This is a genomic window from Stutzerimonas stutzeri (genome assembly GCF_000219605.1).
Taxonomy (GTDB): domain Bacteria; phylum Pseudomonadota; class Gammaproteobacteria; order Pseudomonadales; family Pseudomonadaceae; genus Stutzerimonas; species Stutzerimonas stutzeri.
Genome location: NC_015740.1, coordinates 482,774 through 507,441, shown reverse-complemented (window position 1 = coordinate 507,441; position 24,668 = coordinate 482,774). Strand labels below are relative to the sequence as shown.

25 protein-coding genes are annotated in these 24,668 nt (G+C 65.7%); 16 read left to right on the top strand and 9 right to left on the bottom strand.

The window, feature by feature from the left end; all coding sequences use genetic code 11:
* Window positions 1-53 precede the first annotated feature (53 nt).
* The 7 genes from glcC to PSTAB_RS02270 all read left to right on the top strand — a co-directional run bounded on the left by glcC (window position 54) and on the right by PSTAB_RS02270 (window position 6,973).
* Complete coding sequence (glcC, locus tag PSTAB_RS02300; RefSeq protein WP_011911666.1) at window positions 54-827, top strand: transcriptional regulator GlcC; 774 nt, start codon at window positions 54-56, stop codon at window positions 825-827.
* Between the two features lie 120 nt (window positions 828-947).
* Window positions 948-1,487 carry a chorismate--pyruvate lyase family protein gene (locus PSTAB_RS02295; RefSeq protein ID WP_013981564.1) on the top strand — a complete coding sequence of 180 codons (540 nt, stop codon included), beginning with the start codon at window positions 948-950 and terminating at the stop codon, window positions 1,485-1,487.
* 41 nt (window positions 1,488-1,528) lie between these two features.
* Complete coding sequence (gene ubiA, locus PSTAB_RS02290; protein WP_013981563.1) at window positions 1,529-2,422, top strand: 4-hydroxybenzoate octaprenyltransferase; 894 nt, start codon at window positions 1,529-1,531, stop codon at window positions 2,420-2,422.
* 118 nt (window positions 2,423-2,540) lie between these two features.
* Entirely contained in the window at window positions 2,541-3,230 is a 690-nt protein-coding gene (phoB, locus tag PSTAB_RS02285; protein ID WP_011911663.1) for a phosphate regulon transcriptional regulator PhoB, read from the top strand.
* A 62-nt stretch (window positions 3,231-3,292) separates the two neighbouring features.
* Window positions 3,293-4,594, top strand: a complete 1,302-nt coding sequence (gene phoR, locus PSTAB_RS02280; protein WP_013981562.1) for a phosphate regulon sensor histidine kinase PhoR — start codon at window positions 3,293-3,295, stop codon at window positions 4,592-4,594.
* A 100-nt stretch (window positions 4,595-4,694) separates the two neighbouring features.
* Window positions 4,695-6,038, top strand: a complete 1,344-nt coding sequence (locus PSTAB_RS02275) for a hemolysin family protein (protein WP_013981561.1) — start codon at window positions 4,695-4,697, stop codon at window positions 6,036-6,038.
* 173 nt (window positions 6,039-6,211) lie between these two features.
* On the top strand, window positions 6,212-6,973 hold the full coding sequence (locus PSTAB_RS02270; RefSeq protein WP_013981560.1) for an outer membrane protein: 762 nt from the start codon (window positions 6,212-6,214) through the stop codon (window positions 6,971-6,973).
* A 52-nt stretch (window positions 6,974-7,025) separates the two neighbouring features.
* Here the strand turns inward: PSTAB_RS02270 and PSTAB_RS02265 are convergent, their stop codons facing one another.
* Together PSTAB_RS02265 and PSTAB_RS02260 are read right to left on the bottom strand one after the other, a co-directional pair.
* Window positions 7,026-7,922, bottom strand: a complete 897-nt coding sequence (locus PSTAB_RS02265; protein WP_013981559.1) for a peptidoglycan DD-metalloendopeptidase family protein — start codon at window positions 7,920-7,922, stop codon at window positions 7,026-7,028.
* A 143-nt stretch (window positions 7,923-8,065) separates the two neighbouring features.
* The gene (locus tag PSTAB_RS02260; protein ID WP_011911658.1) at window positions 8,066-8,980 is read right to left on the bottom strand and encodes a response regulator; all 915 of its coding nucleotides are present in this window, start codon (window positions 8,978-8,980) and stop codon (window positions 8,066-8,068) included.
* Between the two features lie 198 nt (window positions 8,981-9,178).
* On the opposite strand from PSTAB_RS02260, the gene PSTAB_RS02255 reads away from it, so the two are divergent.
* From PSTAB_RS02255 to PSTAB_RS02230, 6 genes are all read left to right on the top strand, one after another.
* The gene (locus tag PSTAB_RS02255) at window positions 9,179-9,976 is read left to right on the top strand and encodes a universal stress protein (protein WP_013981558.1); all 798 of its coding nucleotides are present in this window, start codon (window positions 9,179-9,181) and stop codon (window positions 9,974-9,976) included.
* Window positions 9,977-10,379: 403 nt separating this feature from the next.
* Complete coding sequence (locus PSTAB_RS02250; RefSeq protein ID WP_013981557.1) at window positions 10,380-11,585, top strand: ABC transporter substrate-binding protein; 1,206 nt, start codon at window positions 10,380-10,382, stop codon at window positions 11,583-11,585.
* Window positions 11,582-12,382, top strand: coding sequence for an ABC transporter ATP-binding protein (locus PSTAB_RS02245; protein WP_041771625.1), 801 nt, complete (start codon window positions 11,582-11,584; stop codon window positions 12,380-12,382). Before PSTAB_RS02250 ends, PSTAB_RS02245 begins: the two co-directional genes overlap by 4 nt.
* Entirely contained in the window at window positions 12,375-13,079 is a 705-nt protein-coding gene (locus PSTAB_RS02240) for an ABC transporter ATP-binding protein (RefSeq protein ID WP_011911654.1), read from the top strand. The genes PSTAB_RS02245 and PSTAB_RS02240 overlap by 8 nt, the downstream gene beginning before the upstream one ends.
* Window positions 13,079-13,966: a branched-chain amino acid ABC transporter permease gene (locus PSTAB_RS02235; protein ID WP_013981555.1), complete on the top strand. Its 888-nt coding sequence runs from the start codon at window positions 13,079-13,081 to the stop codon at window positions 13,964-13,966. The genes PSTAB_RS02240 and PSTAB_RS02235 overlap by 1 nt, the downstream gene beginning before the upstream one ends.
* A complete protein-coding gene (locus PSTAB_RS02230) occupies window positions 13,966-14,952 on the top strand; it encodes a branched-chain amino acid ABC transporter permease (RefSeq protein ID WP_013981554.1) in 987 nt (328 codons plus the stop codon). The genes PSTAB_RS02235 and PSTAB_RS02230 overlap by 1 nt, the downstream gene beginning before the upstream one ends.
* A gap of 27 nt (window positions 14,953-14,979) precedes the next feature.
* Here PSTAB_RS02230 and PSTAB_RS02225 read toward each other — a convergent pair whose 3' ends face one another.
* From PSTAB_RS02225 to PSTAB_RS02210, 4 genes are all read right to left on the bottom strand, one after another.
* A complete protein-coding gene (locus PSTAB_RS02225) occupies window positions 14,980-15,753 on the bottom strand; it encodes a ParA family protein (protein ID WP_013981553.1) in 774 nt (257 codons plus the stop codon).
* A gap of 86 nt (window positions 15,754-15,839) precedes the next feature.
* Window positions 15,840-16,634, bottom strand: coding sequence for a thymidylate synthase (locus PSTAB_RS02220; RefSeq protein WP_013981552.1), 795 nt, complete (start codon window positions 16,632-16,634; stop codon window positions 15,840-15,842).
* 105 nt (window positions 16,635-16,739) lie between these two features.
* Window positions 16,740-17,540: a prolipoprotein diacylglyceryl transferase gene (gene lgt / locus PSTAB_RS02215; protein ID WP_013981551.1), complete on the bottom strand. Its 801-nt coding sequence runs from the start codon at window positions 17,538-17,540 to the stop codon at window positions 16,740-16,742.
* Between the two features lie 10 nt (window positions 17,541-17,550).
* Window positions 17,551-18,333, bottom strand: a complete 783-nt coding sequence (locus tag PSTAB_RS02210) for a sulfite exporter TauE/SafE family protein (RefSeq protein WP_013981550.1) — start codon at window positions 18,331-18,333, stop codon at window positions 17,551-17,553.
* A 144-nt stretch (window positions 18,334-18,477) separates the two neighbouring features.
* On the opposite strand from PSTAB_RS02210, the gene PSTAB_RS02205 reads away from it, so the two are divergent.
* Window positions 18,478-19,233, top strand: coding sequence for an NRDE family protein (locus PSTAB_RS02205; protein ID WP_013981549.1), 756 nt, complete (start codon window positions 18,478-18,480; stop codon window positions 19,231-19,233).
* Between the two features lie 21 nt (window positions 19,234-19,254).
* Here PSTAB_RS02205 and ptsP read toward each other — a convergent pair whose 3' ends face one another.
* A complete protein-coding gene (gene ptsP, locus PSTAB_RS02200; RefSeq protein WP_013981548.1) occupies window positions 19,255-21,528 on the bottom strand; it encodes a phosphoenolpyruvate--protein phosphotransferase in 2,274 nt (757 codons plus the stop codon).
* 25 nt (window positions 21,529-21,553) lie between these two features.
* Entirely contained in the window at window positions 21,554-22,033 is a 480-nt protein-coding gene (locus tag PSTAB_RS02195) for an RNA pyrophosphohydrolase (RefSeq protein ID WP_011911645.1), read from the bottom strand.
* A 193-nt stretch (window positions 22,034-22,226) separates the two neighbouring features.
* On the opposite strand from PSTAB_RS02195, the gene PSTAB_RS02190 reads away from it, so the two are divergent.
* The gene (locus PSTAB_RS02190) at window positions 22,227-22,883 is read left to right on the top strand and encodes a histidinol-phosphatase (RefSeq protein WP_013981547.1); all 657 of its coding nucleotides are present in this window, start codon (window positions 22,227-22,229) and stop codon (window positions 22,881-22,883) included.
* Window positions 22,884-22,997: 114 nt separating this feature from the next.
* Window positions 22,998-24,224: an MFS transporter gene (locus tag PSTAB_RS02185; protein ID WP_013981546.1), complete on the top strand. Its 1,227-nt coding sequence runs from the start codon at window positions 22,998-23,000 to the stop codon at window positions 24,222-24,224.
* Here PSTAB_RS02185 and PSTAB_RS02180 read toward each other — a convergent pair whose 3' ends face one another.
* Window positions 24,225-24,653, bottom strand: coding sequence for a DUF2269 family protein (locus tag PSTAB_RS02180; protein ID WP_013981545.1), 429 nt, complete (start codon window positions 24,651-24,653; stop codon window positions 24,225-24,227). It lies immediately after the preceding gene.
* Between the last annotated feature and the right edge of the window lie 15 nt (window positions 24,654-24,668).

Here is a 24,668-nt window from a genome sequence, read left to right as displayed (position 1 = left end):
CAGCATTCGAGGTAAACTGCCCGTCAACTGGTCCTACCAGCTGGAGAATTGGCATGTCGAACGAACCCAACAATGACCGCCGTCAAGTCGCCGACGTGGTGGCCGAGCGCATCGAACGGCTGATCGTCGACGGCGTGCTCAAGGTCGGCCAGGCGCTGCCCTCCGAGCGCCGCCTGTGCGAGAAGCTCGGCATCTCCCGCTCGGCACTGCGCGAAGGCCTGCGCGTTTTGCGCGGGCGCGGCATCATCGAGACCTCCCAGGGCCGAGGCTCCTTCGTCGCCGAGCTGTCCGGCAACCACGACGCCAGCCCATTGATGCACCTGTTCAACTCGCAGCCGCGCACCCTCTACGACCTGCTGGAAGTGCGCGCGCTGCTGGAAAGCGAATCGGCACGGCTCGCCGCACTGCGCGGCACCGACGCGGATTTCGTCCTGCTGCGTCGGCGCTACGAGGAGATGCTCGCCGCCCACGCCAGCGAGCAGGGTGCCGACCCGCGTGAACACGCGCGCCTGGACCATGCCTTCCACCTGGCCATCTGCGAGGCCTCGCACAACCCGGTACTGGTGCATACGCTGCAGTCGCTGACCGACCTGATGCTCAGCACCGTGTTCGCCTCGGTGAACAACCTCTATCACCGGCCGGCGCAGAAACGACAGATCGACCGCCAGCACTCGCGGCTCTACCACGCGGTGATCGAACGCCTGCCCGAGCAGGCCCAGCGTGCCGCGCGCGACCATATCCACGGCATTCGCGACAATCTCAAGGAGATCGAGCAGGAAGAACAGCGCCTGGTGCGCGCCACCATGCGCCTCGAAGGCTGGACCTGACCCCCTGTAGCGTCCCGCCCGCGCCGCTACAGGCCGCGCGCCGGCACAGGGACGCATGCAGCCGCCCGGCAGCCAGGCGCATGCTAGACTCGCCGCTCTTTCCGTCATGCCCGAATCGCCGTGTCCCCGAATCCAGACTGGCTGAGCCCCGACCGCCTGCCCTTCCCGCTCGACCCCGCCCTGCACGACTGGCTTTACGTCGACAAGGGCTCACTGACCCGCCGCCTGACCGAGCTGGCCGATGGCGCCTTCAGTGTGATTCCCCTGCACCAGGCCTGGCAGCCCCTGCGCGCCGACGAGTGCGCCGCGCTCGGCGTGGCCGAGGCGAGCGAGGGATGGGTGCGCGAGGTCTACCTGTGCGGGCATGAACAACCCTGGGTGTTCGCCCGCAGCGTCGCTGCGCGCGCCCAGTTGGACGCCGCCGGGCTGGACCTGCAAAGCCTGGGCAATCGCTCCCTGGGCGAACTGCTGTTCAGCGACCCGGCCTTCGCCCGCGGGCAGCTCGAAGCCTGTCACTACCCGGCGCAATGGCTGCCGCAAGCACAGCGTGTCGACGGCCTCTGGGCGCGGCGCTCGTGCTTCCGCCAGAATCGACTCGGCGTGCTGGTCGCCGAGGTGTTCCTGCCCGCGCTGTGGCAGGCCGCTGCCGTCACACCCTGAGCGAACCGCTGCATGTCCCCCTTCGCCAAGGAGAGCCGCTGATGTATTTGAAGTTGCTGCAATCGTGCAATCGCCTGCACCCGCGCGCCTGGGATTTCATCCAGCTGATGCGCCTGGACAAGCCCATCGGCACCTATCTGCTGCTGTGGCCGACGCTGTGGGCACTGTGGATCGCCGCCGAAGGCGTGCCCAGCGCGAAGAACCTGTTCATCTTCATCACCGGGGTGATCCTGATGCGCGCCGCCGGCTGCGTGGTCAACGATTTCGCCGATCGCAACTTCGATGGCCACGTGCAGCGCACCCAGGCGCGCCCCATGGCCGCCGGCCGGGTCAGTTCGCGGGAGGCCTGGACGCTGTTCGCCATCCTGGTGGGACTGAGCTTCGTGCTGGTGCTGCTGACCAACGCAACCACTGTCTATCTGTCCTTCGGCGCGCTGGCGCTGGCCGCCTGCTACCCGTTCATGAAGCGCTACACCTTTTACCCTCAGGTGGTGCTCGGCGCGGCATTCTCGTGGGGCATACCCATGGCATTCACCGCCGAGAGCGGCAGCCTGCCGCCGGAAGCCTGGCTGCTGTTCATCGCCAACCTGCTGTGGACCGTGGCCTACGACACCTACTACGCCATGGCCGATCGCGAAGACGACCTGAAGATCGGCATCAAGTCCACCGCCATCCTCTTCGGTGAAGCGGACCGCATCATCATCGTCACCCTGCAGGGGCTGGCGCTGTTCTGCCTGATCCTCGCCGGAGTGCGTTTCGAGCTGGGCCAGTGGTTCCACCTGGGGCTGGTGGTCGCAGCCGGCTGCTTCGCCTGGGAATACTGGAAGACCGCCTCGCGCAAGCCACAGGTCTGCTTCAAGGCGTTCCTGCACAATCACTGGGCGGGCCTGGCGATTCTCGCCGGCATCGTGCTGGATTACGCGACGAAGGCCTGAGCAAAACGCCACTATCGAAGACAATCTTTCTTGCTCCGGCTTGCCGTCTGCCTGTCACATGGCTGCAATATTTCCGTTATCTAATGCCGAGCGACAAGAACGGACCCGAGGCGTGACCATGAATGGCAAGAGCATACTGATCGTCGATGACGAGGCGCCGATTCGGGAGATGATCGTCGTCGCCCTGGAAATGGCCGGCTATGACTGTCTCGAAGCGGAAAACACCCAACAGGCCCACGCGCTGATCATCGACCGCAAACCGGACCTGATCCTGCTCGACTGGATGCTGCCCGGCACATCGGGCATCGAACTGGCGCGACGGCTCAAGCGCGACGAGCTGACCGCCGACACGCCGATCATCATGCTCACCGCCAAAGGCGAAGAGGACAACAAGATCCAGGGCCTGGAGGTCGGCGCCGACGACTACATCACCAAGCCCTTTTCGCCACGCGAACTGGTGGCCCGGCTGAAGGCCGTGCTGCGCCGCGCGACGCCGGTGGACAGCGAGGCGCCCATCGAGATCGGCGGCCTGCTGCTCGACCCGGTCAGCCACCGCGTCACCATCGACGGCAAACCAGCCGAGATGGGCCCGACCGAATACCGCCTGCTGCAGTTCTTCATGACCCACCAGGAACGCGCCTACACCCGCAGCCAGCTGCTCGATCAGGTCTGGGGCGGCAATGTCTACGTCGAGGAGCGCACCGTGGACGTACACATCCGCCGGCTGCGCAAGGCCCTCGGCGAGGCCTACGAGAACCTGGTGCAGACCGTACGCGGCACCGGCTATCGTTTCTCCAGCAAGAGCTGAGCGCGCCGCCTTAGCATGCGTTCCCAACCGCGCACCGTCGCGTTCTCTTCGGAGTACATCGCTTGAATCAGGACTGGCAAGGAGCCCTCGTTCGCCGCCTGCTGCTGTTGCTGGGCGGCTGCCTGCTGCTCGGTCTGATCAGTGGCGAATATGCCTGGGCACTGGTGCTCGGTCTGAGCGGTTACCTCATCTGGACCCTGCGCCAGCTGCTGCGCCTGCAGCGCTGGCTGCACCGCAGCGATCCGGACGAGCCGCCACCCGACTCGGCCGGCATCTGGGGCGATGTGTTCGACAACCTCTACCAGCTGCAGCGCCGCGACCTGCGCCTGCGAGGCGAGCTGCAGGGCATCATCGATCGCGCCCAGGGGTCCACCGCAGCGCTCAAGGATGCGGTGATCATGCTCGACAGCGATGGCAACCTGGAGTGGTGGAACCCAGCCGCCAACCGCCTGCTCGGGCTGAAGAAGCCCCAGGATGCCGGCCATCCGATCGGCAATCTGGTGCGTCACCCGGCGTTCAAGGAGTACTTCGACAGCGGCAACTACGACCAGCCGCTGGAGCTGGCCTCGCCGGTGGACGATCGCATCCGCCTGCAGTTCAACATCACCCGCTACGGCAATCGCGAGCACCTGCTGCTGGTCCGCGATGTCACCCGGCTGCATCAGCTGGAGCAGATGCGCAAGGATTTCGTTGCCAACGTCTCCCATGAGCTGCGCACGCCGCTCACCGTCATCGCGGGTTATCTGGAAACCCTGCTGGAGCATGCCGAGGGGGTGAACCCGCGCTGGCTCCGCGCGCTACAGCAGATGAACCAGCAGGCCGGGCGCATGCAGCACCTGCTCAACGACCTGCTGTTGCTGGCGCGACTGGAGACCAGCAGCCGCCCGACCGACAACCAGCCAGTGGCGGTCGGATTGCTGCTGCAGTCGATCATCAGCGATGCCCGCGCGCTCTCCGGAGCCCGCGCCCACCTGATCAGTCTGGATGCCGATCCGCAGCTGCAGCTCAAGGGCAGCGAGACGGAACTGCGCAGCGCTTTCTCCAACCTGGTCTTCAACGCGGTGAAATACACCCCCGACGGCGGCACCATCCATGTGCGCTGGTGGGGCGACGAGGCCGGTGCGCACCTGAGCGTCGAGGACAGCGGCATCGGCATCGAACAGAAGCACCTGCCGCGCCTGACCGAGCGCTTCTACCGCGTCGACTCGAGCCGCGCCAGCAGCACCGGCGGCACGGGCCTTGGCCTGGCCATCGTCAAGCACGTGCTGCTGCGCCATCAGGGCCGTCTGGACATCACCAGCGCGCCGGGCCGGGGCAGCTGCTTTTCCTGCCACTTCCCCACCGCCCAGGTGCCCGGACGCTGACCGACCAGCCGACGGCGAGGCGGGAATTTCCCGCTTCGTCGCTTGAAAAGCCGCTGCGCCGCCGCCATCCTGTCGCGATCATTGGCCACCCGCCCCCTTCATGGACCCTTCCCCTAGTTACGCCGCCTCCTCCTACTTCGCCGATTTCGGTCTGATTCTATTTGCCCTGTTCCTCGTGCTGCTCAACGGCTTCTTCGTCGCCGCCGAGTTCGCCATGGTCAAGCTGCGCGCCACCAAGGTGGAAGCCATTGCCAGCCGTCACGGCTGGCGCGGACACATCCTGCGCACCGTGCACCAGCAACTGGACGCCTATCTCTCGGCCTGCCAGCTGGGCATCACCCTGGCCTCGCTGGGGCTTGGCTGGGTCGGCGAGCCGGCCTTCGCCCACCTGCTCGAACCCGTGCTGGCCAGCTTCGGCATCCAGTCGCCGGCACTGGTGCACGGCATCGCCTTCTTCACGGCGTTCTTCATCATTTCCTACCTGCACATCGTCATCGGCGAGCTGGCGCCCAAGTCCTGGGCGATCCGCAAGCCCGAGCTGCTGTCGCTATGGACGGCCGTGCCGCTGTACCTGTTCTACTGGCTGATGTACCCGGCGATCTACCTGCTCAACGCCAGCGCCAATGCCATCCTGCGCATCGCCGGCCAGGGCGAGCCAGGCGCACACCACGACCATCACTACAGCCGCGAGGAGCTCAAGCTGATCCTGCACTCCAACCGCGCCCGCGACCCGAGCAACCCGCAGATCCAGGTGCTGGCCTCGGCGGTAGAGATGAGTGAACTGGAGGTCGTCGACTGGGCCAACTCCCGAGAGGACCTGCTGCAGCTGGAGCACGACGCTCCGCTGAGCGAGATTCTGGAAGTCATCCGCCGCCACAAGTACAGCCGCTACCCGGTCTATGACGGCATCAAGGGCGAGTACGTCGGCCTGCTGCACATCAAGGACCTGCTGCTGGCGTTGGCGGCCGACGATCGCCTGGCCGAGCATTTCTGCCTGGACGAGCTGCTGCGTCCGCTGGAGCGGGTGTCCAAGCACATGCCGCTGGCCAGCCTGCTGGAGCAGTTCCGCCAGGGCGGCGCGCATTTCGTGCTGGTGGAAGAAGGCGACCACAAGGTGATCGGCTTCCTGACCATGGAGGATGTGCTGGAAGTGCTGGTCGGCGACATCCAGGACGAGCACCGCAAGACCGAACGCGGGGTTCTCGCCTACCAGCCCGGCAAGCTGCTGGTGCGTGGCGACACGCCGCTGTTCAAGCTGGAGCGCCTGCTGGACATCGACCTCGATCATGTGGAGGCCGAGACCCTGGCCGGACTCGTCTACGAAACGCTCAAGCGCGTTCCCGACGAAGATGAAGTGTTGCAGGTCGAAGGCCTGCAGATCGTCATCAAGAAGATGCGCGGCCCCAAGATCGTACTGGCCAAGGTGCTGAAATATCAGGGCTAGCGTCGCTGGCCCGATATTTACATTCTGCTTTACATGCCGCTCGCTAATACTTGATTTACAAGAATTTACGACCGCTCATCGTGATCTCGAGAATTTTGCCGCCTCGCCCTGCTCCACGGCATAGGCGCCTCGCCCGGGGCGCCATGGCTTTCAAGTGACGATGGAGCAATCTCATGCGCATCAACGGTTTGACCACCACGGCGGCGCTAGCCCTGTGCCTGGCCGGCACGTCCCACGCCTTCGCCCAGTCTGCTACCGGCCCGATCTCCAACATCGGCGTCATCGGCTCGCACAATCAGTACAAGCTGACCATCGATGACGAGAGTGACAAGGAGCGCCTGAACCAGGGCGGCCTGTACTACAACTTCGGCAACAAGCTCACTGGCCTGGAAGGTTTCATCTACCAGGCCGGCATCGAGGGGCAGTACCGCGACAAGGATGATGTCAAGTTCCTCTCCGCTCGCGCCGATCTCGACCTGGGCCTGCGCGCAGCGTTGAGCACCAACAACTACGTGGATGTGATCGTCGGCGGTGGCTACGACTGGGGCCGCATCGAGCAGGACGACGTTCGGGTCGGTCCGTTCGAGGAAGACGTCAAGCTGACCACGCGCTCACCTTTCGCCAAGGCCGGCCTCGGCTACAACTACCTGACGCCCAACTACACCGTGCGCCTGGAGGTCGGAGCCCGCTATTCCATCGAGGCCGACAGCAAGCTCAAGGTCGGCGGTGAAAGCGATACCGTCGACCTGAAGGACAAGGTCAACCCCTACGGCGAGCTGACCGTGCTGTGGAACAAGGGCATCAACAACATGCCGATCAGCACCAGCCTGTACTACACCCAGACCCGCTACGAACTCGACAGCAACAGCGAGCTCGCCGAGAACAGCAAGCTCAAGCAGGAGCAGGTCGGCCTGAAGGTTGGTCTGGCGTTCTAAGCCTCTAGGCGATACCAGCCTGCCGGATCATGCTTTGGGGGGTAGCCAGCGGCTACTCCCCACCCACGGCGAAGTTCGGCAGGCTGTTGACCGGCTGCGAAAAGTCGAAGGGAATCGACTCGATGGCCAGGCCCACGTTGCGCTGCACCACGAAGTGCAGGTGCGGGCCGGTGCTGTTGCCGGTGTTGCCGGAACGCGCGATGCGGGTGCCAGTCTCGACCCGCTGGCCTTCGCGCACGGCCACCGACCCTTTCATCAGGTGCAGATAGACGCCCATGGTGCCGTCGTCGTGCAGGATGCGCACGAAGTTGCCGGCAGGGTTGTTGCCGCGGCCGCTCTGCTCGTTCTCGATCTTCACCACCATGCCACCGCGCGCGGCGACGATCGGCGTGCCCTCGGGCATGGCGATATCCACGGCATAGCGGCCCTTGGGTGTGAAGTGGCTGTACTGGCCGTTGGCGCCCTGGGTCAGGCGGAACGGGCCACCGCGCCAGGGCAGCGGGTACTTGTAGGGCTTGGGTATCAGCCGCGGATCGCCCAGCGCATGACGCAGCTTGGGCGTGTACTTGAGCGGCTTGCTGGCGTCACGCGGCGCCAGGGTCGCCAGGCGGATCTGGCTGCGTGGCGGCAGCACCCAGCGGATCGGCTTGGTCGGTGCGCCCACGGCGTTCTCGACGTTCTCCAGCTTCAGCTCGATATCCACCGGCGCGAACAGGTCGTTGCGCACCAGCAGCGTTTCGCCCGCATCGTGCTTGCGGGTTTCCAGCTTCACCTGAGTGTCGAGCTTTTCCACCATGCGGTCGCGGAAGACGAACACCTGCGCACCAGGCGCGGCCTGGTCGCTATAGGTCACGACTCCATTGGCGTCGGTGTATTTGTAGATGGTCAGGGCCAAGGCCGGCGAGGCCAGCAGCGGCAGCCCGAGCAACAGAAGAATGCGCCCCAGCATAACGGCAGATTTTCTAGTGATTATGGTGTTGGAGCGCAAAGACTAGCAGTGGCGGTTGGCCTGCGCGAGCCACCGACCGTCGGGGTGTGAAGCTTGTCAGCTTGTCGCGTGGACCAGGCGCCGAACGGTCGCCTGGCCCGCATTCAGGCGCCGGGCGTGAAGTGGCGTTGAGCGGTGCCGCGGGCGATCAGGCGCGACAGGTAGTCGAGCTTCTGCGGATCGCGATCGACGAAGCGGAACGAGAGCTGCAGCCAGTCGCTGTCGGGCTTCGGCTCGAACGCCGCGACGGCATGCAGATAGCCGTTGAGCCGCGCGATCTCGCCGCCCTCGCCCTGCTCCAGGTCGAGCACGGCACTTTCCAGCACCTGCGGCAGCGGCTCGCCGCGCTTGACCACCAGCAGCGCCTCCTTGAGGCTCAGCGCCTTGATCACACAGGCAACGCTGCCATGGGCCAGCCGCAGCTGGCCCTGGCCGCGCCCGGACGAGGCGGCACCCGGGGCGGCGGCAGGGGCTGCCGATGAGGGCTGGATCAGTGGCGCAGCCTTCGCTTCCGGAGCAGGAGCGGCAGCGGGACGGACGACCTCCGCCTTGCCGCCGGTCAGTGCGGCCAGCGAGTCATTGGCCACGCCGGTGGACAGGACCCGTGTCGGTGCGCTGGCAGCCAACGCATCCAGCTTGCCGGCACGGCCGAGGGCCTTGCGCACCTTGCTGGTCAGTTGTTCGTTGGAAAAGGGCTTGCCGATGAAGTCGGATACGCCGGCCTGGATGGCCTGTACCACGTTCTCCTTGTCGCCACGACTGGTCACCATGATGAACGGCACGGCCTTCAGCGCGTCCTGAGTGCGGCACCAGGTCAGCAGCTCCAGGCCGGACATCTCCGGCATCTCCCAGTCGCAGAGGATCAGGTCGAAGCGCTCACGGGCGAGCATCTGCTGGGCCTTGCGTCCATTCACTGCATCCTCGGTGCGAATCCCGGGAAATTGGCTGCGCAGCGCCTTCTTTACCAGGTCGCGGATAAAGGGCGCGTCATCCACTACCAGCACACTGACCTTGCTCATCCTTCACTCCTGCTCGAATGCCGGCAAGCATAGCCGCAGGAGCGTATCGACAAAAGCGCGCAAGGGCATGGATGCGCAAGTTGTTGCGCCGGATCAGCCAGAAACCGCCGCGACGCCCCCTCCGCTGCTGGCATGCAGCAGGACAGCCTTGCCGCGGCGCGGCATACTCGCCTCTTCTCCAGCTTCGCGAGGCCAGTCATGTTCCAGCACATTCTCGTCGCTCACGATCTCAGCCCGGACGCCGATCTGGCCCTGCAGCGTGCCGTCCAGCTGGCGCGACAGACAGGCGCACGGCTCAGCCTGCTGCACGTGCTCGACGAGCGCGATCCGTCAGCCGACGAGCACGCGGCACGCGCCTGGCTGCAGAAGCGTCTGCGCGAGCAGCAGCTGGACCAGCTCGAGCCCTGGATTCGCCGCGGCCCGGCGGTGGAGGAAATCCTCACCCAGGCCGAAGGGCTGGAAGCCGACCTGCTGGTCCTGGGCCGCCACCACCGTGGCTCCAGTCAGGGCTTCGCCGGCACCACGCTGGAACGCATCATGCTCGAGAGCACCGCGCCGCTGCTGCTGGTGGTCGCGCCGGCCGAGGCGCCGTACCGTCGCGCGATGGCCGCGCTGGACTTCTCCCGCTGCGCCACCCGCGCCATGCAGTGCGCCTGGCAGCTGCTGGATGGCGACGCCGAGCTGCATGCCCTGCACGTGCATGAGATGGCCGAGGTGCACGGCCCGGACCCCGAGGGTCTGGTGCTGCAGCAGGAGCTGTTCGATCAGCTGGTGGAGGATATCCAGCAGCAACTGCCGCAAACCGGTGCGTTGCTGAGCTACAGCCTGCATCAGGGCGAGCGCAGCAACTGCCTGGACGCCGCCCTGCGCGACTGGCAACCGCAGCTGCTCGCCCTGGGCAGCCACAGCCGTGGCGAGATGAGCAGTGCGCTACTCGGCAGCCTGGCGCGGCAGTTTCTCGACCAGCCGCCCTGCGACATCCTGATCGCCCGCTGATCCCCCGCCCGCCTGCGCCCGTGGCCCCGCTACGGGCGTGAATCTGCGCCGCAGCGCCATCATCGCAGCGGCATCGAGTTGCGTCCCGTCGAAGCCCTGCTACGGTTAGAGCCAGAACAACAATAAGAAGAAGACGCCCATGTGCCCTGCTTCGACTGACTCTTGCCCTACCCTTTCGCTATCCAGCCATTCGACTTCGCAGCATGACGCGACGGCGGCAGCCTGCCTGATGCGCGGATTGCCACGCACCGCCGTCCGCCGGTGCACCACGGCGGCCCTCGCGCGGAGCGAGCCCGGCGTTGCGTTGTTACCCGCCTCCCCAGCTTTCCCCTAACCCGTCCGTACGGCTCGCCTCGCATCGGCGCGCGCCCGTATGCCGAGCAACCCGTGCAAGGAGATACGCATGAAGCTTTCAGCAATCGCAGCGGCAACCCTGACGGCCGCGGTCGCCGTTCCCGCCTCGGCCGAGATTTCCGACGGCAAGGTGAAGATCGGCATCCTCAACGACCAGTCCGGCGTGTACGCGGACTTCGGCGGCAAGTGGTCGTTCGAAGCGGCGAAGATGGCGGCCGAAGACTTCGGCGGCAAGGTACTGGACGCGCCCATCGAGATCGTCACCGCCGATCACCAGAACAAGCCGGACATCGCCTCCAATATCGCGCGGCAGTGGTACGACCGCGAGCAGGTCGACTCGATCATGGAGCTGACCACCTCCTCGGTGGCGCTGGCGGTACAGGGCATTTCCAAGAGCAAGAAGAAGATCAACCTGGTCACCGGCGCTGCCACCACCGAGCTGACCGGCAAGCAGTGCTCGCCCTACGGCTTTCACTGGGCCTACGACACCCATGCGCTGGCGGTCGGCACCGGCGGTGCGCTGGTGTCCCAGGGCGGCGACAGCTGGTATTTCCTGACCGCCGACTACGCCTTCGGCTACTCGCTGGAGGAACAGACCTCCAAGTTCGTCAAGTCCAAGGGCGGCGAGGTCAAGGGCGCGGTGCGCCATCCGCTGGCGAGCACCGATTACTCCTCGTTCCTCCTGCAGGCGCAATCCTCCGGGGCCAAGGTCATCGGCCTCGCCAACGCGGGCCTGGACACAGCCAACAGCATCAAGCAGGCCGCCGAGTTCGGCATCGTCGCCGGCGGTCAGCGCCTCGCCGCGCTGCTCTTCACCCTGGCCGAAGTGCACGGCCTGGGCCTGGACGCCGCCCAGGGCCTGACTCTGACCGAGAGCTTCTACTGGGACGGCGACGACAAGTCCCGCGAGTTCGGCGAGCGCTTCTTCAAGCGCACCGGGCGCATGCCGAACATGGTCCACGCCGGTACCTACTCCGGCGTCATGCAGTACCTCAAGGCGATCGAGAAGGCCGGTACCGACGCCACCGAGCCGGTGGCCAAGGCGATGCACGAGCTGCCGGTGGACGACGTCTTCGCGCGCAACGCCAAGGTCGGCGCCAACGGCCGGCTGATCAGCGACGTCTACCTGATGGAAGTGAAGAAACCCGAGGAAAGCTCGCGGCCTTGGGACTACTACAAGGTGCTGGCCACCGTGCCGGGCGATGAGGCCTACATCAAACCGGCCGACAGCGGCTGCGAGCTGGTCGGGCAATGAGCATGGCCGCCGTTCAGCCCAGCGCGGCTGGCGACGCCGGACGGGATACGCCCGTGATGCTCTCGGCGCGCGGCCTGCGCAAGGAGTTCGGCGGCTTCGTCGCGGTCAACAACGTCGATCTGGACGTGCGCCATGCCCGCGTGCACGCCCTGATCGGGCCCAACGGCGCGGGCAAGACCACGGTGTTCAACCTGCTGACCAAGTTCCTGCAACCCAGCGCCGGGAGCATCCGCCTGCTCGACCAGGACATCACCCGCACCGACCCGGCCAAGGTGGCGCGCATGGGGTTGGTGCGCTCGTTCCAGATCTCCGCGGTGTTCCCGCACCTCTCGGTGCTGGACAACGTGCGCGTCGCCCTGCAGCGCCCGAGCGGGCTGGCCACCCAGTTCTGGCTGCCGATGCGTTCGCTGAACCGGCTGAACGAACGTGCCCTGCAGCTGATCGAGTCCGTCGGCCTGGCCGACAAGCGCCACGAACCGGCCGCCGATCTCTCGTACGGGCGCAAGCGCGTGCTGGAAATCGCCACCACCCTGGCCTTGGAGCCCAAGGTGCTGCTGCTCGACGAACCCATGGCCGGCATCGGCCATGAAGACGTGCACGTGGTGGCCGAGATCATTCGCGAAGTGGCTACCCAGCGTGCCGTGCTGATGGTCGAGCACAACCTCAAGGTGGTCGCCGACCTCTGCCATCAGGTGACCGTGTTGCAGCGCGGCGAAATCCTTACCTCCGGCGACTACCGCACGGTCAGCCAGGACGAGCGCGTACGCGTGGCCTACATGGGGACCGACGATGACTGAACCGCTGCTCAGCGTGCGCGAGCTGAATGCCTGGTATGGCGAAAGCCATGCCCTGCACGGCATCGACCTGGACGTCCATGCGGGCGAGACGGTGACCCTGCTCGGCCGCAACGGGGTGGGCAAGACCACCGCGCTGCGCGCCATCGTCGGCATCATCCGCAAGCGCAGCGGGACGATCCGCTTCGACGGCAAGGACATGCTGCGGGTGCCATTGCACCGCACTGCCCGCCACGGCATCGGCTACGTGCCGGAGGAGCGCGGCATCTTCTCCACGCTTACCGTCGAGGAGAACCTCACCCTGCCGCCGGTGATCGCCAAGGGCGGCATGAGCCTGGCGGAGATCTACCAGCTGTTTCCCAACCTCGAGGAACGCCGCAAGAGCCCGGGCACCAAGCTCTCCGGCGGCGAACAGCAGATGCTCGCCATGGCGCGCATCCTGCGCACCGGCGCCCGGCTGCTACTCCTCGACGAGCCCACCGAAGGCCTGGCGCCGGTGATCATCCAGCGTATCGGCGAGGTGCTGCAGACGCTCAAGCAGCGCGGCATGACCATCCTGCTGGTGGAGCAGAACTTCCGCTTCGCCAGCAAGGTGGCCGACCGCTTCTACGTGGTGGACCACGGCCAGGTCATCGACACCTTCGACGTTGCCGATCTGCCTGGCCGCATGAGCATGCTCAACGAAGCCCTGGGGGTCTGATGACGACGATTTTCGATGTGCCGATCCAGGCGTTTCTCGGCCAGCTTCTGATCGGCCTGATCAATGGCTCGTTCTACGCCATGCTCAGCCTGGGCCTGGCAATCATCTTCGGCATGCTGAAGATCATCAACTTCGCCCACGGTGCGCAGTACATGATCGGCGCCTTCGCCGGCTACCTGCTGCTGGCCACCCTGGGCATCGGCTACTGGCCGGCGCTGATCCTTGCGCCGATCATCGTCGGCCTGTGCAGCGCGGTGATCGAGCGCCTGGCGCTGTCGCGGCTGTACAACCTCGACCATCTCTACAGCCTGCTCTTCACCTTCGGCCTGGCGCTCGCCCTGGAGGGCGCCTTCCGCTACTTCTACGGCTCCTCCGGGCAACCCTATGCGGTGCCCAAGGAGCTGGCCGGCGGCTACAACCTGGGCTTCATGTTCCTGCCCAAGTACCGCGCCTGGGTGGTGCTGGCCTCGCTGGTGATCTGCATCGCCAGCTGGCTGCTGATCGAGAAGACCAAGCTCGGCGCCTACCTGCGTGCCGCCACCGAGAACCCGACGCTGGTGCGCACCTTCGGCATCAACGTGCCGCTGCTGCTGACCTTCACCTACGGCATGGGCGCGGCACTGGCCGGCCTGGCCGGCATGCTTGCCGCGCCGATCTACCAGGTCAGCCCGCTGATGGGCTCGAACCTGATCATCGTGGTGTTCGCCGTGGTGGTGGTCGGCGGCATGGGCTCGATTCTCGGCGCAATCATCACCGGCTACATGCTCGGCATTCTCGAGGGCCTGACCAAGGTGTTCTATCCGGAGGCTTCCAACATCGTGATCTTCGTGATCATGGCGATCGTGCTGCTGGTGCGTCCCGCCGGTCTGATGGGGAGGGACGCCTGATGAACAGCCAGCTGAGCGTCACGCCGACCACCAAACGTCCGCTGCTGCGCCTGGAGACCGTGCTGATCCTGATCGGCGTGGTCGCCCTGGCACTGGCACCGTTCTACTTCTACCCGATCTTCCTGATGAAGGTGCTGTGCTTCGCCCTCTTCGCCTGCGCCTTCAACCTGCTGCTCGGCTATACCGGCATCCTCTCCTTCGGCCACGCGGCGTTCTTCGGCGGCGCGGCGTATTTCACCGCCCACGCGGTCAAGGAATGGGGATTGCCGCCCGAGCTGGGCATTCTCGTCGGCGTTGCCGGCGCGGCGTTTCTTGGGCTGATCATCGGCTTCCTGGCGATCCGCCGGCAGGGCATTTACTCGACGATGATCACCTTGGCGCTGTCGCAGATGTTCTTTTTCTTCTGCCTGCAGGCGCCCTTCACCCATGGCGAAGACGGCATTCAGAACATTCCACGCGGGCACCTGTTCGGCTTCATCGATCTGCAGGAGCCGCTGTATATGTACTTCTTCGTGCTGTCGGTGTTCCTCGCCGGGATGCTGCTGATCTGGCGTGTGATCAACTCGCCGTACGGCATGATCCTGCGCTCGATCCGCGAGAACGAGAACCGCGCCATTTCCCTGGGCTATTCGGTGTCGCGCTACAAGCTCGGCGCCTTCGTCATGTCCGCCGCCTTGGCCGGGCTGGCTGGCGGTCTGAAGGCGCTGGTGTTCCAGTTCGCCACGCTCACCGACGTCAGCTGGCAGATGTCCGGCGAGGTGGTGTTGATGACCCTGCTCGGCGGCATCGGTACGCTGGTCGGGCCGATCTTCGGCGCCGCACTGGTGACCAGCCTGGGCAACTACTTCGCCACCTCGGAGCTGCCGGTAACGCTGGTCACCGGGATCATCTTCATGGTCTGCGTACTGGTGTTCCGCCGCGGGATGATCGGCGAGCTCTATGCCTCGCGGCTGGGCAAGAAGCTGGAGCGGCGCGCCGACGACTAGGGGCCGCCAGGCGCAGCCGGAGACGACTCAGCCGTTCGCTTCAAGCAGGTCATGCAGTTCGACGAACTGCAGGCTCAGCTTGTGCCGAGGATCCAGATAGACCAGCGGCATGCAGGCCTGGTGCGACTCGCGCATCTTTACCGAACTCATCAGGTTGACCGGCAGCACCGGCAGTCCTTCGCTCAGCAGCTCGTCGATCATCTGCTGCGGCAGCGCGGCCCGCGGCTGGAACTGATTGACCACGATGCCCTCGACCTCAAGCGTTTCGTTATGGTCGTCCTTCATGTCTTCGATCTCGTCCAGCAGGCTGTACAGCGCCTGACGGGAAAAGCTGTCGCAGTCGAAGGGGATCAGGCAGCGGTCGGCAGCGATCAGTGCCGACACGGTGTAGAAGTTCAGCGCCGGCGGTGTGTCGAGGTAGATGCGGTCGTAATCCTCGGCAAGGCCGTCGAGCAATTTTCGCAGTTTGTTGATCTTGTGCTTGGCCTCCAGCTTGGGCTGCAGGTCGGCCAGCTCGGCCGTGGCGCTGATCAGGTGCAGGTTGTCGAAGGCCGTTTCGAGGATCGGCGGACGCGCCTTCTTGCCAGCCGTACCGCCAGCGAGGATCTGCTTGAAGAAGTCGGCGATGCCCGTGGGAATGTCATCGCCGGTCAGCCCAGTCAGGTAGTGCGTGGAGTTGGCCTGGGCGTCCAGGTCCACCAGCAGTGTGCGGTAGCCCTGCGATGCGCTGACCGCGGCCAGATTGCAGGCGATGCTCGACTTGCCGACACCACCCTTCTGATTGAACACGACCCTGCGCATGACTCGCCTCCCAAGAACCCTGAGCGGTCGAGTCTATACGGCAAATATGACAGCCGCGTTACCCACGACGGCAAACCCGACCAAAGTCAGACCGCGACGGGCGCCTTGATGTGCGGGTGCGCCTCGTAGCCGACCAGCTCGAAGTCCTCGAAGCGGAAGGCGAACAGGTCCTTCACCTCCGGATTGAGCTTCATGGTCGGCAGCGGCAGCGGCTCACGGGTCAGCTGCAGGTCGGCCTGATCCAGATGATTGGCGTACAGATGGCAGTCGCCGCCACTCCAGATGAACTCGCCCGGCTCAAGGTCGCAGACCTGCGCCACCATCAGCGTCAACAGCGCGTAGCTGGCGATGTTGAACGGCACGCCGAGGAAGATGTCGGCCGAGCGCTGGTACAGCTGGCAGCTGAGCTTGCCGTCGGCGACGTAGAACTGGAACAGGGCGTGGCACGGCGGCAGCGCCATCTGCTCGACCAGCGCCGGGTTCCAGGCCGAGACGATCAGCCGGCGCGAATCCGGATTCTTCTTGATCATCGCCAGCAGGTTGGCAATCTGGTCGATGGACTCGCCGTTCGGCGCCGGCCAGGAGCGCCACTGGTAGCCGTAGACCGGGCCCAGCTCGCCGTCCTCGTCGGCCCACTCGTCCCAGATGCGCACGCCGTTTTCCTTCAGGTACTTGATGTTGGTATCGCCCTGAAGGAACCACAGCAGCTCGTGGATGATGGATTTGAGGTGACACTTCTTGGTGGTCACCAGCGGGAAGCCTTCGGCCAGGTCGAAGCGCATCTGGTAGCCGAACACGCTATAGGTGCCGGTGCCGGTACGGTCGCTCTTGAAGGTGCCGTGTTCGCGCACGTGGCGCATCAGGTCGAGATACTGTTTCATCGATTGACTCGAAGCAGGCGCCAAAGCGCGGTGAAAAAAGGCTGCGCGAATAGTAAAAGGCGACGCCCGGCTTGTCGCGTGTGCGGCGACAAGCCGGGATCAGATTCAGGCCGGTGCCCGGCCGGCTTCGCGCCGGTAACCCCAGGCGATCATCCCGGCGCCCAGCAACACCATGGGAATGCACAGCACCTGGCCCATGGTCAGCCAGCCGAACGCCAGGTAGCCCAGCTGCGCATCCGGCACGCGGACGAACTCGACGATGAAGCGGAAGACGCCGTAGCACACCGCGAACAGTCCGGACACCGCCATGGTCGGCCGCGGCTTGCGCGAGTACAGCCAGAGGATGACGAACAGCGCGACGCCTTCCAGGGCGAACTGATAGAGCTGCGACGGGTGCCGCGCCAGCTGCTGCGGATCGGTCGGGAAGACCATCGCCCAGGGCACATCGGTGGCCTTGCCCCACAGCTCGGCATTGATGAAGTTGCCGATGCGTCCGGCGCCAAGACCAATCGGCACGAACGGCGCGATGAAATCCATAAGTTCGAAGAAGCTCTTGCCGTTGCGCCGGGCGAATATCCAGCTGCACAGCAGCACGCCGATCAGGCCGCCGTGGAACGACATGCCGCCCTTCCACACCTGCAGAATCAGACTCGGCTGATTGATGTAGGCGGCCAGGTCGTAGAACAGCACGTAACCCAGGCGCCCGCCGACGATCACCCCCATGGCCACCCAGAACACCAGGTCGGACAGCTTGTCCTTCGGCCATTCCGGCGCGAAGCGCTGCACCCGCAGCGAGGCCAGCCACCAGGCGCCGCCGATGCCGATCAGGTACATCAGGCCGTACCAGTGAATCTGCAAGGGGCCGATGGCGATGGCCACCGGATCGATCTGCGGATAGGGCAGCATCCGTTACTCCTCAAACCAGAAAGTTGATGCCGACGCTCAGCAGCAGCAGAGCGAACAGCCGTTTCAGAACCTTGGCCGACAGGCGATGCGCCAGCCGCGCGCCGAGCCGTGCGAAGAACATGCTGGTGGCGGCAATGCCCAGCAGGGCTGGCAGGTAGACGAAACCCAGGCTCCACTGTGGCAGGTGCGCCTCGTGCCAGCCTACCGCCATGAAACTCAACGCCCCGGCGACGGCGATCGGCAGCCCGCAGGCTGCCGAGGTCGCCACCGCCTGCTGCATCGGCACGCTGCGCCAGGTCAGGTACGGGACCGATAACGAGCCGCCGCCAATGCCGAAGATCGCGGACGCCCAGCCGATCACCACGCCCACCAGCGACAGTTCGGGTCGTCCCGGTACACGACCGGTGGCCTTTGGACGCAGGTCGAAGCCCATCTGTACCGCCATCGCCAGGGCGAACACGCCGATGATCTTCTGCAGCATCGGCCCCTGGATCGCCGCCGCGGTCAGGCTGCCCAGCGCCGCGCCGAGCAGGATGCCGAAGGTCATCCACAGCACCGTCGGCCAGCGCACCGCACCCAGGCGATGGTGGGTGAGAATCGAGTTGACCGACGTGAAAACGATGGTCGCCAGCGAGGTTCCAACCGCCAGGTGGGTGAGAATGTCCTGGGAAAAGCCCTGCGCGCTGAAGCTGAACACCAGCACCGGCACGATGATCAGCCCGCCACCCACGCCGAACAGACCGGCCAGCACTCCGGCGAAGCCGCCCAGCAGCAGATAAAGCAGAAACTCCATGCGCCCCGTCCCGGCGAAACAAACCGGCATGGTAGCGAAAATGCCCGACTGGCGCTTGCACGCCGACGCGCTGCCGCCGGCAGGCCATGCCCTTTCCGCCGCCGCGCCTGTACCCTTGCAGGTCTGCAACTGCGAAGGTGTCCCATGTGCCTGATCGTTTTCGCCTGGCGCCCCGACCACGCCCAGCCGCTGGTGGTGGCCGCCAACCGCGACGAATTCCACGCCCGCCCCAGCCTGCCACTGGGCTGCTGGGAAGACGCACCCTGGATCATCGGCGGACGTGACCTGCAAGCCGGCGGCACCTGGATGGGCGTCACCGCCCGCGGCCGCTTCGCCGCGCTGACCAATATCCGCGCGCCCGGCCAGGCGATCGGCCCACGTTCGCGCGGCGAGCTGCCGGAACAGTACCTGCGCGGAAACTTGCCGCCAGCCGACTACCTGGCCGAACTGGCCGAGCGCCGCGGCGACTACGCCGGATTCAACCTGCTGGTCGGCGATCGGCAGACGCTGTGGCATCTGAATTCCCATGACGGCGAGCCCAAGGAGTTGCAGCACGGCGTCTACGGCCTGTCCAACGCCGGGCTGGATACGCCCTGGCCCAAGCTGAGAAGAGCGCGCGCAGCACTCACCGCCATCCTGCAGCAACCGGAGCCGGAACGCCTGCTGGCATTGCTCGCCGATGCCGAGCCGGCCGCCGAGCATGAGCTCCCACAGACTGGGGTGCCACTGGAGTGGGAGCGGCGGCTGTCGAGCATCTTCATCGCCAGTCCTGAGTACGGCACTCGCGCCAGTACGGCGCTGATCCGCCATGCAGACGGTTCGCTGGACATCATCGAACGCAGCTTCGGCCCGGCCGGTCCGTTGGGCGAGGTGCGCTACCGCCACCCACCCGCCAGCTGATAGCGCGCGACCGCGGCGGGCTCAGACCGCGGCGGAGGGGTTGATCAGCTTGTTAAGGCCGAGGTTGCGCAACGTCAGCTGCACCGTGCTGTGGATAACCTGCGGGCTGTCCAGCAGCATGACGCGGGCGAGCAGCTGCTGGGCGGTGTCCATGCTGATCTGACGCAGCAGCCATTTCACCTTGGGCAGGTTGGTGGCGTTCATCGACAGGCTGTCGAAGCCCATCGCCAGCAGCAGCATGGCCGCCGCCGGATCGCCAGCCATCTCGCCGCAGATGCTCACCGGCTTGCCCTCGCCGTGGGCCTCCTTGACCACCCGCTGCAGCGCCTCGAGCACGGCCGGATGCAGATAGTCATAGAGATCGGCGACCCGTGGATTGTTGCGGTCCACCGCCAGCAGGTACTGGGTCAGGTCGTTGGAGCCGACCGAGATGAAGTCCACCATGCGCGCCAGCTCGCGGGTCAGGTAGACCGCCGCCGGCACCTCGATCATCACGCCGACCGGCGGCATGATCACGTCCAGCCCCTCGTCGCGCACCTCGCACCAGGCGCGATGGATCAGGTGCAGCGCCTCTTCCAGCTCGCGAATGCCGGAAATCATCGGCAACAGGATGCGCAGGTTGTTCAGCCCGGCGCTGGCCTTGAGCATGGCGCGGGTCTGCAGCAGGAAGATCTCGGGATGATCGAGGGTGACGCGAATGCCGCGCCAGCCGAGGAACGGGTTCTCTTCCTTGATCGGGAAGTACGGCAGGCACTTGTCACCGCCGATATCGAGGCTGCGCATGGTCACCGGCAGCGGATGGAAGGCTTCCAGCTGCTCGCGGTAGATGGCCATCTGCTCCTTCTCGCTGGGGAAGCGCTCCTTGATCATGAAGGGCACTTCGGTGCGATACAGCCCCACGCCTTCGGCGCCACGCTCCTGGGCGCGCACCACATCGGCCAGCAATCCGGTATTGACCCACAGCGGAATGCGGTAGCCATCGGTGGTTTCGCAGGGCAGCTCGCGCAGTACGTCGAGGCCTTCGGAGAGCTGCCGCTCCTGCTCGGCGAGCACCTCGTACTGCTCGCGCAGCACCTTGCCGGGGTTGGTGATGATCTCGCCGCGGTAACCGTCGACGATCAGCTCGATGCCGTCGACCTTCGAGTAGGGCAGGTCGACCGCGCCCATCACCGTCGGAATGCCCATGGCACGGGCCAGGATGGCGACGTGGGAGTTGCTCGAGCCCAGCACCGAGACCATCCCCACCAGCTTGCCTTCGGGTACCTCGCCGAGCATGGCCGGCGACAGTTCCTCGCTGACCAGGATGGTCTTGTCCGGATACACCAAGGCCTGCTGGCGTGCCTCCTGCAGATAGGAGAGCAGGCGCCGGCCGATGTCCTTGACGTCCGAGGCGCGCTCGCGCAGGTAGGCATCGTCCATCATTTCGAAGCGCCGAACGTGCTCGGTGACCACTTGGCGCAGCGCGCCCTGGGCCCACTGGCCGGTGCGGATGACCTTGGTCACCTCGCCACCGAGGGCCGAGTCATCGAGCATCATCAGGTACACATCGAACAGCGCGCGCTCTTCCTTGCGCATCTGCGTGGCGAGCTTTTCCGACAGGTTGCGCATGTCCGCGCGCACCGCCTCCAGCGCCGCCTCGAACAACGTCAGCTCGGCCTCGATATTATCGATGTGCTTGTCCGGCACTACGTCCAGATCGGCCGGCGGCAGCACCACCAGCGCGGTCCCCACCGCGGCGCCCGGGGCGCCGGGAATGCCGATGAAGCGGGTTTCCTGAATGCCCTTGCCCTGGCGGCCGAGGCCGCGGATCGAACCGGTCGCCTCGGCATGGGCGATAACCCCAGCGAGCTGCGCGCTCATGGTCACCAGGAAGGCTTCCTCGCCTTCATCGAACTGACGGCGTTCCTTCTGCTGGATGACCAGTACGCCCATCACCCGACGGTGGTGGATGATCGGTGCACCGAGAAAGGAGGCGTAGCGCTCCTCGCCGGTCTCGGCGAAGTAGCGGTAGCGCGGATGTTCGGAGGCGTGTTCGAGGTTGAGCGGCTCCTCACGGGTGCCCACCAGGCCCACCAGACCCTCGTTGGGCGCCATGCTGACCTTGCCGATGGCGCGCTTGTTGAGACCTTCGGTGGCCATCAGGACGAAGCGTTCGGTTTCCGGATCGAGCAGATAGACCGAGCAGACCTGGCTGCCCATGGCCTCCCTGACTCTCAGCACGATGATGCCCAACGCCGCCTTGAGGTCCTTGGCGGCATTCACTTCCTGGACAATCTTGCGCAGCGTGCCGAGCATGCTCAGAGGCTTTCTCCCCGATTTTTCAGTCCCGCACCGGCAGACGCGGCGCAAGTTCTTTGAGTGCGCGACGATAGACCTCGCGCTTGAAGGTGACCACCTGCCCCAGCGGATACCAGTAACTGACCCAGCGCCAGCCATCGAACTCGGGCTTGCCGGTCAGATCCATGCGTACACGGTCCTCGGCGCCGGTCAGGCGCAGCAGGAACCACTTCTGTTTCTGGCCGATGCACAGCGGCTGGCTGTGGGTTCGCACCAGGCGTTGCGGCAGACGATAACGCAACCAGCCACGGGTGCAGGCGAGGATCTTCACATCCTGCTCTTCCAGGCCCACTTCTTCGTTGAGTTCGCGAAACAACGCCTCTTCCGGCGTTTCACGGGCGTTGATACCGCCCTGGGGGAATTGCCAGGCATCCTGATTGATCCGCCGAGCCCACAGCACCTGACCGACATCATTGGTCAGGATGATGCCGACATTGGGGCGAAAACCATCGGAATCGATCACGGCATACCACCTCGCAGACGCATGTCGCGGCATTGTTCCACAAAACCGCAACAAGCCGAAAGCGCAGCAAGCCGCCGTTCGGCCCGCGCTCCTGACCCGCGCTGCACCGCCTGGCAGATGGGCCGAGACTGCACCGCGGACGATCTAACCGCTATGCTTGGCGCTGCCCTGACCATCCCCGAGGAAATCTTCCGTGCGCCTGGCTCTATTCGATCTCGACAACACCCTGCTGGCCGGTGACAGCGACCATGCCTGGGGCGAATACCTCTGCCAGCGCGGCATCGTCGATGCGAGCCACTACCGGGCCCGTAACGATGCCTTCTATCAGGACTACCTGGCCGGCAACCTCGACGTGCACGCCTACCAGAACTTCTGCCAGGAAATCTTGGGGCGCAGCGAAATGACGCAGCTTCAGGCCTGGCACGAGGAGTTCATGCTCGAGCACATCGAGCCCATCGTGCTGAGCAAGGGCGAAGCGCTGTTGCGCCAGCACCTGGAAGCCGGTGACAAGGTGGCGATCGTCACCGCCACCAACCGTTTCATCACCGGACCGATCGCCGCACGCCTGGGCGTCGACACCCTGCTGGCCACCGAATGCGAGATGCGCGACGGCCGTTACACCGGTCGCCTGACCGACATCCCCTGCTTCCAGGAAGGCAAGGTCCAGCGTATCGAGCGCTGGCTGGCGGAAACCGAGCAAAGCCTGGAAGGCAGCTATTTCTACAGCGACTCGCGCAACGACCTGCCGCTGCTCGAGCGGGTCACTCATCCGGTGGCGGTCGATCCCGACCCGGTGCTGCGGGCGGTCGCCGAGGAGCGCGGCTGGCAGGTCATCTCGCTGCGCCCGTGATCCGACGAATGACGCGCCGTGCTGCGGCGCGGCGCTAATGCGACACCCCAAAGGAACCCGACACCGCGGTCAGCCTTCCCGGGACACCGCTCGCACGCTCACAAGAGGAGCAGCATGCCCGCGTCCCTCGAACAACGCAGTTCCCGACCGATCGTGGTGGTCGCCCTGGCCACCGCACTGTGCCTGACCGGCGATTCCATGCTGTACATCGCCCTGCCGATCTACTGGCACGAAGTCGGCCTCGAGGCGCTCTGGCAGATGGGCGTACTGCTCTCGGTCAACCGCCTGATCCGCCTGCCGTTCAACCCGCTGATCGGCTGGCTGTACCAGCGCATCAGTCTGCGCGCCGGCCTGCTGCTGGCCACCACGCTCGGCACCCTGACCACCCTGGGCTACGGCATCGCCAAGGGGTTCATCGCCTGGCTGCTGTTGCGCGCGCTGTGGGGCATCGGCTGGTCGTTCTTCCGCATCGGCGGCCTATCGGCGGTGGTCTACTGTGCCGCCGGCCAGTCGCGCGGCCAGGCGATGGGCCTGTACAACGGTCTCTATCGACTCGGCAGCCTCGTCGGCATGCTGCTCGGCGGCCTGCTGGTGCCGGTCTACGGCCTGCCGGCACTGGCCCTGAGCTTCGCCGCCATGGCCCTGCTGGGCCTGCCATTGCTGCTGCGCCACTTCCAGCCCCCGGCGGCGCTCGACGAGCGCCAATTGCCGGCGGCGCCCGCCGCCGACACCCCGCGACGGTCCGCACGGCTGAACGGCAAATACCGGGTGATCGTCAGCGGCTTCTGCACCGCCATGCTGATCCAGGGCGTTCTGGCGGCGACCCTGAGCGCACTGATCGAACGCTTCTACGGCAACCGGCTCGACCTGTTCGGCCTGCTGCTCAGCGCGACCGCGCTGTCTGGCATCCTGCAGGCGCTGCGCTGGTCATGGGAGCCTTGGCTGGGTCGGCGCTTCGGTGCCTGGTCCGACGGCCCGCGCGGCCGCTCGCGGCTCTATGGCGGAACGCTGCTGGTGGCGGCGCTGAGTTTCGGCCTGATGGCCAGCGGCCTGCCGCTGCTGCCCTGGCTCGCCGTGACCCTGCTGGTGATGCTGCTGGCGACGGCGCTGACCACCCTTACCGATGCGCTGGCCAGCGACGTCGCCAGCGCCGGCAACGTCGTCGCCTTCATGACGCGCTATTCGATCGCCCAGGACCTGGGCGCCGCCCTCGGGCCGCTGCTCGCCTACCTGCTGATCGGGCTGGCCGACGGCTTCGCCTGGCTGTACTGGGGCGGCTCGGCGATCTACCTGCTGCTGGCCCTGGCCTGGCTGCGCCGCAGGGGCCGTGCGGGCGATTGATCAGACCGGCTTGGCGCCCATCAGCGCCGTGATTGCGATCAGCACCAGCAGTACCAGCACGCCGTAGATGCCGGCATTGCGTGCGGCGGTGGCGTTGCCCGGTGCCTGCCAGGCGGCGAGGCGGCCGGCCAGCAGCGGCACCAGCGCTACCAGCACGACGAACAGCACGGAGCTGGCCAGCAGCCATAGCTGCCCCAGCGGCCATCCGGCCAGATGTGTCATCCACCATCCGGTCAGCGGCAATGACAGGCCGATCACCGCCAACAGCGGCAGGGACAGCCGGCGGGTGCGTTGCAACTTGCGCTGCAGCACGGCCTGGTCGCCGCCGCGGGCCGCCTTCCACAGCATCAGCAGGTGCACGATCACGCCCAGCAGCAAGAGCACTGCGGTGGCGCCATGCACGATGCGGAGGGTCAGGTAGTGTTCCATTGGCTTTCCTTTATC

Coding starts and splice junctions, on each gene's coding strand:
- glcC (WP_011911666.1), top strand. CDS start 54: ATGTCGAACGAACCCAACAATGACCGCCGTCAAGTCGCCGACGTGGTG.
- ubiA (WP_013981563.1), top strand. CDS start 1,529: ATGTATTTGAAGTTGCTGCAATCGTGCAATCGCCTGCACCCGCGCGCC.
- phoB (WP_011911663.1), top strand. CDS start 2,541: ATGAATGGCAAGAGCATACTGATCGTCGATGACGAGGCGCCGATTCGG.
- PSTAB_RS02275 (WP_013981561.1), top strand. CDS start 4,695: ATGGACCCTTCCCCTAGTTACGCCGCCTCCTCCTACTTCGCCGATTTC.
- PSTAB_RS02270 (WP_013981560.1), top strand. CDS start 6,212: ATGCGCATCAACGGTTTGACCACCACGGCGGCGCTAGCCCTGTGCCTG.
- PSTAB_RS02265 (WP_013981559.1), bottom strand. CDS start 7,922: ATGCTGGGGCGCATTCTTCTGTTGCTCGGGCTGCCGCTGCTGGCCTCG.
- PSTAB_RS02260 (WP_011911658.1), bottom strand. CDS start 8,980: ATGAGCAAGGTCAGTGTGCTGGTAGTGGATGACGCGCCCTTTATCCGC.
- PSTAB_RS02255 (WP_013981558.1), top strand. CDS start 9,179: ATGTTCCAGCACATTCTCGTCGCTCACGATCTCAGCCCGGACGCCGAT.
- PSTAB_RS02250 (WP_013981557.1), top strand. CDS start 10,380: ATGAAGCTTTCAGCAATCGCAGCGGCAACCCTGACGGCCGCGGTCGCC.
- PSTAB_RS02245 (WP_041771625.1), top strand. CDS start 11,582: ATGAGCATGGCCGCCGTTCAGCCCAGCGCGGCTGGCGACGCCGGACGG.
- PSTAB_RS02240 (WP_011911654.1), top strand. CDS start 12,375: ATGACTGAACCGCTGCTCAGCGTGCGCGAGCTGAATGCCTGGTATGGC.
- PSTAB_RS02235 (WP_013981555.1), top strand. CDS start 13,079: ATGACGACGATTTTCGATGTGCCGATCCAGGCGTTTCTCGGCCAGCTT.
- PSTAB_RS02230 (WP_013981554.1), top strand. CDS start 13,966: ATGAACAGCCAGCTGAGCGTCACGCCGACCACCAAACGTCCGCTGCTG.
- PSTAB_RS02225 (WP_013981553.1), bottom strand. CDS start 15,753: ATGCGCAGGGTCGTGTTCAATCAGAAGGGTGGTGTCGGCAAGTCGAGC.
- PSTAB_RS02220 (WP_013981552.1), bottom strand. CDS start 16,634: ATGAAACAGTATCTCGACCTGATGCGCCACGTGCGCGAACACGGCACC.
- lgt (WP_013981551.1), bottom strand. CDS start 17,540: ATGCTGCCCTATCCGCAGATCGATCCGGTGGCCATCGCCATCGGCCCC.
- PSTAB_RS02210 (WP_013981550.1), bottom strand. CDS start 18,333: ATGGAGTTTCTGCTTTATCTGCTGCTGGGCGGCTTCGCCGGAGTGCTG.
- PSTAB_RS02205 (WP_013981549.1), top strand. CDS start 18,478: ATGTGCCTGATCGTTTTCGCCTGGCGCCCCGACCACGCCCAGCCGCTG.
- ptsP (WP_013981548.1), bottom strand. CDS start 21,528: ATGCTCGGCACGCTGCGCAAGATTGTCCAGGAAGTGAATGCCGCCAAG.
- PSTAB_RS02185 (WP_013981546.1), top strand. CDS start 22,998: ATGCCCGCGTCCCTCGAACAACGCAGTTCCCGACCGATCGTGGTGGTC.
- PSTAB_RS02180 (WP_013981545.1), bottom strand. CDS start 24,653: ATGGAACACTACCTGACCCTCCGCATCGTGCATGGCGCCACCGCAGTG.